We start from the raw sequence: 9,125 nt of genomic DNA on the forward strand, positions 1-9,125 counted from the left end.
TTTGGTTACTTTTGGGGCTCTTTTCCAAAAGTGACCCGCCGTAAGGGCGGAACCGACAGCCGCCATTCCCGCAGCAACGGATATGTACACGGACCAGCCGCCCTTACCGCAGCAACGGATATGCCCCCAATCCCCCCTCTGACCAACTTGATTTCAATCAAGGGCTACCCGCCATCACCGCACCTACCATCGGTCCCATCTTCAGCGTCGTCAACAAAGGGATCCCATGGCCCGCTCCTCGCACCTGACACTCCACTGGCTGGTCATGTCGGTGCTGCTCATCCTCTTCACCAGCGCCCACGCCCAACCCTACGGCGCGATCGAACAGCAACGCATCGACAAAACCTTCCCCCAGCACGACGCCGTCTCCGCCCCCGAAGGCAAGTTCAACGTCCGCACCATCACCCAAGCCAACACCCCCATCGGCTACGTATTCCAGAGCCTGGACGTGATGGCGATCCCCGCCTACTCAGGCAAACCCATCAATACCCAGGTGATCCTCGACACCGCCGGCATCATCCGTGACGCCTACGTACTGGAACACCACGAACCCATCCTGTTGATCGGCATCCCCGAGGTCAAACTCCACGAGTTCACCGGCCACTATGCCGGCGTCGACGTGCGCCAACGCGTCGTGGTGGGGCGCTCCAGTGACCCCAAGGCCGTGACGGTGGATGCGATTGCCGGCGCCACGGTCACCGCGATGGTGGTCAACGAAGTGGTCATGCGCGCGGCCCATGAAGTGGCGGTCTCGCTCAAGTTGATCGACGGCAAGGCCGCGACCCCACAGAAAGCCGCGCTGATCCGCACCGATCAATTTGCCCCCGCCACCTGGGAGCAGTTGACCGGCAATGGCGCGATTCGCCGCCTGCTCTTGACCCGTGGCCAGGTTGACGCCGCCTTCAAGGACACCGCCGCCGAAGCGGGGGAGGCTGGCGATGAGACCTTCATCGATCTCTATGTGGCCGACATCAACCCGCCGAGTATCGGCCGTAACCTGTTGGGGGATGCGCACTACGCCACGTTGATGCAGGCGCTCAAGCCGGGTGAACAGGCCATCGCCGTGATGGGCCGTGGGCTGTTTTCGTTCAAGGGCTCGGGTTATGTGCGAGGCGGTATTTTCGATCGGGTGCAGTTGCGCCAGTTCGGCAATGTGATCAGCTTTCGCGACCTCGACCACCGGCGCATCGACGATGCCTACGCCGTGGGCATGCCGGACTTCACCGAGATGTCGGTGTTTATTGTGCGGGCACAGGCGGCGTTCGACCCCGGTTCGCCCTGGACCCTGGAGTTGCTGGTGCGGCGCCAGACCGGGCCGGTCAGTGGCACCTTCAGCAGCTTCGAATTGCCTTACCAGCTGCCGGAACAGTACCTGGAACGGCTACCGCCCACGGCCGAGGAACAAGCGGCGATCGATGAAGCCAACCGCCCGTTGTGGCTGAGCATCTGGTACCAGAAACAAACCCAGGTGCTGGTGCTCGGTGTTGCGTTGGTGCTGCTCACAGTGATCCTGTTCCTGCAAGACAGCCTGGCGCGTCGTCCGCGTCTATTGCACTGGCTGCGTCGCGGTTACCTGGTATTTACCGTGGGGTTTATCGGTTGGTACGCGTTGGGGCAGCTGTCGGTGGTCAATGTGCTGACCTTCGTGCATGCACTGGCCCAGGACTTTCGCTGGGAACTGTTCCTCACCGACCCGCTGATCTTCATGCTCTGGGTGTTCACCGCCGCCAGTATCCTGCTGTGGGGACGCGGCGTGTTCTGTGGCTGGTTGTGCCCATTCGGCGCCTTGCAAGAACTGCTCAACGAAGCCGCCCGCCGCCTGAAGATCCGCCAGTTTGAATTGCCCTTCGCGGTGCATGAGCGGCTATGGGCGATCAAGTACCTGATCCTGCTGGTGCTGTTCGGCCTGTCGCTGGAGTCCATGGCCACCGCCGAACGTTTTGCCGAAGTGGAGCCGTTCAAGACCGCCATCACCCTCAAGTTCGACCGCCAGTGGTGGTTCGTGCTCTACGCCGTGGCATTACTGGTGATCAACCTGTTCACGCGCAAAGTCTACTGCCGCTACCTGTGCCTCCTCGGCGCCGCCCTGGCGATCCCGAGCAAATTCCGCTTGTTCGACTGGCTCAAGCGCCGCCAGGAATGCGGCAACCCCTGCCAGCTGTGCGCCAAGGAATGTGAGATCCAGGCCATCCACCCGGACGGCCATATCAACGCCAATGAATGCCACTACTGCCTCGACTGCCAGATGACCTGGCACAACGAAAACAAGTGCCCGCCGCTGATCAACAAGCGCAAGAAGCGCAACAAGGCGGCCCCCGTACAGATTCCCGTAGTGCAGATAAATCCCAACCCTTGAAGGAGCGACCCATGAACGATACAGACGACAACCATGACGGCCTGACCCGGCGCAGTTTCCTCGGTACGGGGGCGGTGACCGGGGCCGTATTGGCCGGGGCTTCGGCCCTTGGCAGCGCGGTGTTCACGCGTGAATCCTTTGCCGCGGCGGCCAAGGATGCCAAGTCGAAAATCCATGTGGAGCCCGGTCAGTTGGACGACTACTACGGCTTCTGGAGTGGCGGCCACCAGGGCGAAGTGCGGGTGTTGGGCATTCCATCGATGCGCGAGCTGATGCGTATCCCGGTGTTCAATATCGACTCGGCCACCGGTTGGGGCCTGACCAACGAGAGCAAGCGCATCCTGGGGGAGGGCGCCAAGTACGCCAACGGCGATTGCCACCACCCGCACCTGTCCACCACCGACGGCAAGTACGACGGCAAGTACCTGTTCATCAACGACAAGGCCAACACCCGGGTGGCGCGTATCCGCCTGGATATCATGAAGTGCGACAAGATCCTCACCGTACCGAATGCCCAGGCCATCCACGGCCTGCGCCTGCAAAAAGTGCCCTACACCAAGTACGTGTTCTGCAACGCCGAGTTCATCATTCCGCACCCCAATGACGGCAAGAATTTCGACCTGAAAGACCGCAACGCCTTCACCATGTTCAACGCCATCGACGCCGAGAAAATGGAAATGGCCTTCCAGGTGATCGTCGACGGCAACCTCGATAATGCCGATATGGACTACACCGGCAAGTACGCAGCCGCCACCTGCTACAACTCGGAAAAGGCCACCGACCTCGCCGGTATGATGCGCAACGAGCGCGACTGGGTGGTGGTGTTCAACATTCCGCGCATCGAAGCGGCGATCAAGGCCGGCAAGTTCATCAGTGTGGACGGCGCCAAGGTGCCGGTGGTGGACGGGCGCAAATCCGAGGACGGCAAGGACAGCGAGTTCACCCGTTACATCCCGGTGCCAAAGAACCCCCACGGCTGCAACACCTCGCCGGATGGCAAGTACTTCATCGCCAACGGCAAGCTGTCGCCCACCTGCACCATCATTGCCATCGACAAGCTCGACGACCTGTTCAGCGGCAAGATCGCCGACCCGCGCGGTGTGGTGGTCGGTGAGCCGGAACTGGGCCTGGGCCCGCTGCACACCACTTACGATGGGCGCGGCTTTGCCTACACCACGCTGTTTATCGACAGCCAGGTGGTCAAGTGGAACATCGCCGAAGCCATCCGCGCCTACGGCGGCGAGAAGGTCAACTACATCAAGCAGAAGCTCGATGTGCAGTATCAGCCGGGCCACAACCATGCGTCGCTGACCGAAACCCGCGACGCCGACGGCCAGTGGCTGGTGGTGCTGAGCAAGTTCTCCAAGGACCGCTTCCTGCCCACCGGCCCGTTGCACCCGGAGAACGACCAGTTGATCGACATCTCCGGCGACGAGATGAAACTGGTCCACGACGGCCCGGCCTTTGCCGAACCCCATGACTGCGTGATGGCGCGCCGCGACCAGATCAAGACCAGGACCATCTGGGACCGCAACGATCCATTCTTTGCCGAAACCGTGGCCATCGCCGCCAAGGACGGGATCAAGCTGGAAACCGACAACAAGGTGATTCGCGACGGCAACAAGGTGCGTGTGTACATGACCTCGATGGCCCCGGCCTACGGCCTGGGGGAATTCACCGTCAAGCAGGGCAATGAAGTCACCGTGACCATCACCAATATCGACATGATCGAGGACGTGACCCATGGCTTTGTCATGGTCAACCACGGCGTGAGCATGGAGATCAGCCCACAGCAGACTTCCTCCATCACCTTCATCGCCGATAAGCCGGGGCTGCATTGGTACTACTGCAGCTGGTTCTGCCATGCCCTGCATATGGAGATGGTGGGGCGGATGAAGGTCGAGCACGCCTGACCAAGGCACACCGCAGGACAAAGGTGGGAGGGGGGCTTGCTCCGATGGGGGTGTATCCGTTGATGCATCCGTGGTTGATTCACCGCCATCGGCAGCAAGTCGAATCGTCGCACCGCCCCTCCCACATTGGACTGCATTCAGTTTAAGGACATCACTGTGGCTCGATCACTCATCACCTTGATAGGGCTCGCACTGCTCTCGTTCGGGGTGAGCGCTGCCGTACGTCCCATTACCGACTTGCCCCTGCAAGCCGACGGCCCCGACCGCTGGCGCCTGCCGGCCGGCGAATACCGAGGCGCGTTCCGCATCGACCAACCGCTGCAATTGACCTGCGCGCCCGGCGCCGTGTTCCAGGCTGAAGGGCAGGGCAACGGCCTGCTCATCGGCGCGCCGGATGTCAGCGTCGAGGGCTGCACCTTCCTCGACTGGGGCCGTGACCTCACCGCCATGAACGCCGGCATCTTCATCCAGGCCGACGCCCAACGCGCCAAGGTGCGCGGCAATCGCCTGCAGGGCCCGGGCTTTGGCATCTGGGTCGACGGCACCGCGGACGTCAGCCTGCTCGACAACCGCATCCAGGGAGACCCCTCGATCCGCTCCCAGGACCGTGGCAACGGCATCCACCTGTACGCCGTGCACGGCGCTCGGGTCATCGATAACCAGGTGCGCGAGACCCGCGATGGCATCTACATCGACACCTCCAACGGCAACCTGCTGCAAGGCAACACCTTGCAAGACCTGCGCTACGGCATCCACTACATGTTCGCCAACGACAACCGGGTACTGGGCAACACCACCCGCCGCACACGCACCGGCTATGCCTTGATGCAAAGCCGCCAACTGACGGTGACCGGCAACCGCTCCGAACAGGACCAGAACTACGGCATCCTGATGAACTACATCACTTATTCCACCTTGCAGGACAACGTCGTTACCGATGTGCGCGACGGCTCCACCGGCGACACCATGATTGCCGGCGGCGAAGGCAAGGCGCTGTTTATCTATAACTCATTGTTCAACCGCATCGAAGGCAACCGCTTCGCGCGCAGCGCAGTGGGCATTCACCTCACCGCCGGCTCAGAAGACAACCGCATTGCCGGCAACGCGTTTGTCGACAACCAGCGTCAGGTCAAGTACGTCGCCAGCCGCTTGCAGGAATGGTCGGCGGACGGGCGGGGCAACTACTGGAGCGACTACCTGGGCTGGGACCGCAACGGCGATGGCCTGGGCGACGTGGCCTACGAGCCCAATGACAACGTCGACCGCCTGCTGTGGCTCTACCCCCAGGTGCGCCTGTTGCTCAACAGCCCCGGCATCGAGTTGCTGCGTTGGGTGCAACGCGCGTTCCCGGTGATGAAGTCGCCGGGGGTGATGGACAGCCACCCCCTGATGCAAGCCCCCTCACATAAGGAACCTGCCTGATGAACGTGGTCGAGATCGACGGCGTCAGCCAACGCTATGGACGTGCCACGGTGCTGCACGGCCTGAACCTGAACCTGGCCCCCGGCGAAGTGCTGGGGCTGTTCGGGCATAACGGCGCGGGCAAGACCACCGCGATGAAACTGGTCCTCGGCCTGCTGCGCGCCAGTGCCGGCCAGGTGCGGGTGTTCGGCCGTGCACCGAGTGATCCCCACGTGCGCCGCTGGCTCGGTTACCTGCCGGAAAACGTCACGTTCTACCCGCAGCTCAGTGGCGTGGAGACCCTGCGCCACTTTGCCCGGCTCAAGGGCGCGCCGATGCATCAGGTCGACAGCCTGCTGGAGGACGTCGGCCTGACAGCGGCCGCCACGCGACGGGTCAAGACCTATTCCAAAGGCATGCGCCAGCGCCTGGGGTTGGCCCAGGCCCTGCTCGGCGAGCCGCGCCTGTTGCTGCTCGACGAGCCTACCGTGGGTCTCGATCCGTTCGCGACCCAAGACCTGTATCGCCTGCTCGACCGCCTGCGCGCCGCGGGGACCAGCATCATTCTGTGTTCCCACGTGCTGCCGGGGGTCGAAGCGCATATCAACCGCGCCGCGATCCTCACCCAGGGCCGCCTGCTGGCGCTGGGCAGCCTGGCACAACTGCGTGCCGAGGCCGGCTTGCCGACGTTGATCCGCGGCAGCGGTTTGCAGCGTGTCGAGGTGCTGCAACAACGCTGGAGCGCTGCCGGCCATGTGACCCGGCCCTGGGGCGCCGAAGGGCTGCAAGTGGCGGCGTGCAACGGCAGCAAGGTGGAACTGCTGCGCCAGTTGCTCGCCGAAGACAGCCCCAGCGATGTGGAAATCCTCGCGCCTTCCCTCGAAGACCTTTACCGCCATTACATGAACAGCCACCAGATCACGGCACAGGAGGCGGCGTTATGAGCCCGGTCTGGAACATGGCGCGCAAAGAGTTCTGCGACGGCCTGCGCAACCGTTGGCTGTTGGCGATCAGCCTGTTGTTCGCGGTGCTGGCCATCGGTATTGCGTGGCTGGGGGCCGCCGCCGCCGGGCAACTGGGCTTCACCTCGATTGCCGCGACCATCGCGAGCCTGGCCAGCCTGGCGACCTTCTTGATGCCGCTGATTGCGTTGTTGCTGGCTTATGACGCCATCGTCGGCGAGGACGAAAGCGGCACCTTGTTGCTGTTGCTCACCTATCCCCTGGGACGCGGGCAGATCCTGCTGGGCAAGTTTGTCGGCCACGGGCTGATCCTGGCATTGGCCACGGTGCTCGGGTTTGGCTGCGCGATGCTTGCCATCGCGCTGCTGGTGGATGACGTCGAACTCGGCGTGCTGCTCTGGGCGTTTGGCCGTTTCATGCTGACCTCGACGTTATTGGGCTGGGTGTTTCTCGGCCTGGCCTATGCCCTGAGCAGCCGTTGCGCGGAAAAATCCACGGCTGCCGGCCTGGCCCTGGGCGTGTGGTTTTTCTTTGTGCTGGTGTTCGACCTGGCGCTGCTGGCCCTGCTGGTGGTCGGCAAGGGCCAGTTCAACCCGCAGGGGTTGCCCTGGCTGTTGCTGCTCAACCCTACTGACGTGTATCGGCTGATCAACCTGTCCGGCTTCGGCACGGGCACACAGTCCATCGGGGTCATGGCCCTGGGCACGGACCTCGACGTGCCGCCACAGGCGCTGTGGGCGTGTTTGTTGGCCTGGGTGGCCGGGCCATTGGCGCTGGCCTATGGGATGTTTCGGCGTCGCGCCGCTTGACGATTTTTTTGACTGCAGGAGTCAGTGATATGGGTTTCAAGACACGGGTACTGGCGGCCTTGCTGGTCGGTTTGCTGCTGACGGCTTGCGATAAGGAACAGGCGTCGAGTTTCAGTGACGCGCCGGTGGCGTTTCATCCCAACGATGAATGCCACGTGTGCGGCATGGTTATCAACGAATTCCCCGGGCCCAAGGGGCAGGTGGTGGAGCGGGGCGCGGTGAAGAAATTCTGCTCCACCGCCGAAATGCTCGGCTGGTGGCTGCAACCGGAGAACCACCATGACGACGCCAAGCTGTATGTGCACGACATGGGCCGCAGCCCGTGGGACTCGCCCAATGACATGCACCTGATCGACGCCCGCAGCGCCTTTTACGTGATCGGCACCGGGCTCAAGGGGGCAATGGGCGTGGTGCTGGCCTCGTTTGCCGATGAGGCCAAGGCGCAGAAGGTCGCGGCGGACACCGGCGGGCACGTGTTGCGCTTTGCCGAGATCGACCTGGCGCTATTGCAACAGCCAGCGGGCATGGCCCACAGCGGCCATTGAATCAGCCGGCCTGGTAGCTCATCAGTTGCTCTTCACACACGATCCGAATGGTACGCCGCTGCACCTCGATCATCCCACCTTCCACCAGCCGGTGCAGGATCCTTGAAAAGGTCTCCGGCTGGATACCCAGCTTCGACGCCACCAAGCGCTTAGGCACTTGCAAGACCACCTCGCCGCTGACGGCATCGCGCTCCTGGAACAGGAAATTGATCACCCGGCGACTGGCATTGGCCAGGGTCAGGGTGTCGATGTCCTTGAGGCGTTGGTGCAGGTGGATACTCATGCTCGCCAGGATCGCCAGGCAGATTTTTGGCTGGTCCTCCAGGGCGCGGCGGTAATGCTGGCCTTCGATGCTGACCAGCACGCTGTCCTTGAGCGCGGTGGCGCTCACCGGATAGGCCTTGGCCTGGGTGAACAGCAGGGCTTCGGCAAAGGTCTGGCCGGGTTGGATGACTTCCACCAGGTGTTCCTGGCCTTCACCCGTGACACGGTGCAGCTTGATTTGACCGCTGACCAGCAGGAAAAAACGGTCTGCGGCATCGCCCTGGTGCATGAGTGGCGTGTGGTTGGGCAGGCGCTTCAGGCTGGCCAGGGTACAGACGTCCTGGAAGGTTTTTTCCGGGAGCTGGCTGAACAGGTGATGGCGACGCAGGGTGAGGACAATGTGGGGATGGGTGAGCATGTTTGGGCCTCCGCAATGGGGTAGCGTAGGGGGCTTGGCGCGGGGTTGATATGCCTCTGTGGGGGTACCTCTTGCGGGGGTTGTGAGCCTATGTGGGCGTGTCAGTTGATGCATCTGTGGCTGACCCACTGTAATTGGGGGCAAGTCGAATCGTCGCACCGCCCCTCCCGCATTTGGATCTGCATCCATCCGGTAAATTTCGGTTTGGTTTTGTTCTGGCTTTTGCGGTCCTGGAACCGACCGGAGTTGTGGCTGGTGTACTCGGTTAAGTGTGGGAGGGGGCTTGCCCCCGATGGCGGCCTTTGGGCCGACCATTTTTTTGGATTAGACCGGGTACATATCCGTTGCTGCGGTAACGGCCACCTATGGTTCCGCTCTTACAGCGGGTCACTTTTGGAAGGACCTGTATGGACCGGACACATGGTGGACACATGTGCGGGGACATGGTTGACACATT

7 protein-coding genes are annotated in these 9,125 nt (G+C 62.4%); 6 read left to right on the forward strand and 1 reads right to left on the reverse strand.

Features of this window, described 5'->3' with window-relative positions; all coding sequences use genetic code 11:
- Positions 1–226 precede the first annotated feature (226 nt).
- The 6 genes from nosR (at position 227) to ACODSV_RS35090 (ending at position 7,986) form a co-directional block, all read left to right on the forward strand.
- Complete coding sequence (gene nosR / locus ACODSV_RS35065) at positions 227–2,356, forward strand: transcriptional regulator NosR (protein ID WP_150056455.1); 2,130 nt, start codon at positions 227–229, stop codon at positions 2,354–2,356.
- An 11-nt stretch (positions 2,357–2,367) separates the two neighbouring features.
- Complete coding sequence (nosZ, locus tag ACODSV_RS35070) at positions 2,368–4,269, forward strand: TAT-dependent nitrous-oxide reductase (protein ID WP_150056456.1); 1,902 nt, start codon at positions 2,368–2,370, stop codon at positions 4,267–4,269.
- A 156-nt stretch (positions 4,270–4,425) separates the two neighbouring features.
- On the forward strand, positions 4,426–5,691 hold the full coding sequence (locus ACODSV_RS35075) for a nitrous oxide reductase family maturation protein NosD (RefSeq protein ID WP_411741577.1): 1,266 nt from the start codon (positions 4,426–4,428) through the stop codon (positions 5,689–5,691).
- On the forward strand, positions 5,691–6,614 hold the full coding sequence (locus ACODSV_RS35080) for an ABC transporter ATP-binding protein (RefSeq protein ID WP_150055843.1): 924 nt from the start codon (positions 5,691–5,693) through the stop codon (positions 6,612–6,614). The genes ACODSV_RS35075 and ACODSV_RS35080 overlap by 1 nt, the downstream gene beginning before the upstream one ends.
- On the forward strand, positions 6,611–7,441 hold the full coding sequence (locus ACODSV_RS35085; RefSeq protein ID WP_150055844.1) for an ABC transporter permease: 831 nt from the start codon (positions 6,611–6,613) through the stop codon (positions 7,439–7,441). Before ACODSV_RS35080 ends, ACODSV_RS35085 begins: the two co-directional genes overlap by 4 nt.
- A 29-nt stretch (positions 7,442–7,470) precedes the next feature.
- The gene (locus ACODSV_RS35090; RefSeq protein WP_102625717.1) at positions 7,471–7,986 is read left to right on the forward strand and encodes a nitrous oxide reductase accessory protein NosL; all 516 of its coding nucleotides are present in this window, start codon (positions 7,471–7,473) and stop codon (positions 7,984–7,986) included.
- A gap of 1 nt (position 7,987) precedes the next feature.
- Here ACODSV_RS35090 and ACODSV_RS35095 read toward each other — a convergent pair whose 3' ends face one another.
- Positions 7,988–8,668 carry a Crp/Fnr family transcriptional regulator gene (locus ACODSV_RS35095; RefSeq protein ID WP_024075025.1) on the reverse strand — a complete coding sequence of 227 codons (681 nt, stop codon included), beginning with the start codon at positions 8,666–8,668 and terminating at the stop codon, positions 7,988–7,990.
- Positions 8,669–9,125 lie beyond the last annotated feature (457 nt).

The sequence above is a fragment of the Pseudomonas sp. FG86 genome (assembly GCF_057808775.1).

Bases quoted from the DNA above. Each gene is read 5' to 3' on its own strand.
- nosR (WP_150056455.1), top strand. From the start codon at position 227: ATGGCCCGCTCCTCGCACCTGACACTCCACTGGCTGGTCATGTCGGTG.
- nosZ (WP_150056456.1), top strand. From the start codon at position 2,368: ATGAACGATACAGACGACAACCATGACGGCCTGACCCGGCGCAGTTTC.
- ACODSV_RS35080 (WP_150055843.1), top strand. From the start codon at position 5,691: ATGAACGTGGTCGAGATCGACGGCGTCAGCCAACGCTATGGACGTGCC.
- ACODSV_RS35085 (WP_150055844.1), top strand. From the start codon at position 6,611: ATGAGCCCGGTCTGGAACATGGCGCGCAAAGAGTTCTGCGACGGCCTG.
- ACODSV_RS35090 (WP_102625717.1), top strand. From the start codon at position 7,471: ATGGGTTTCAAGACACGGGTACTGGCGGCCTTGCTGGTCGGTTTGCTG.
- ACODSV_RS35095 (WP_024075025.1), bottom strand. From the start codon at position 8,668: ATGCTCACCCATCCCCACATTGTCCTCACCCTGCGTCGCCATCACCTG.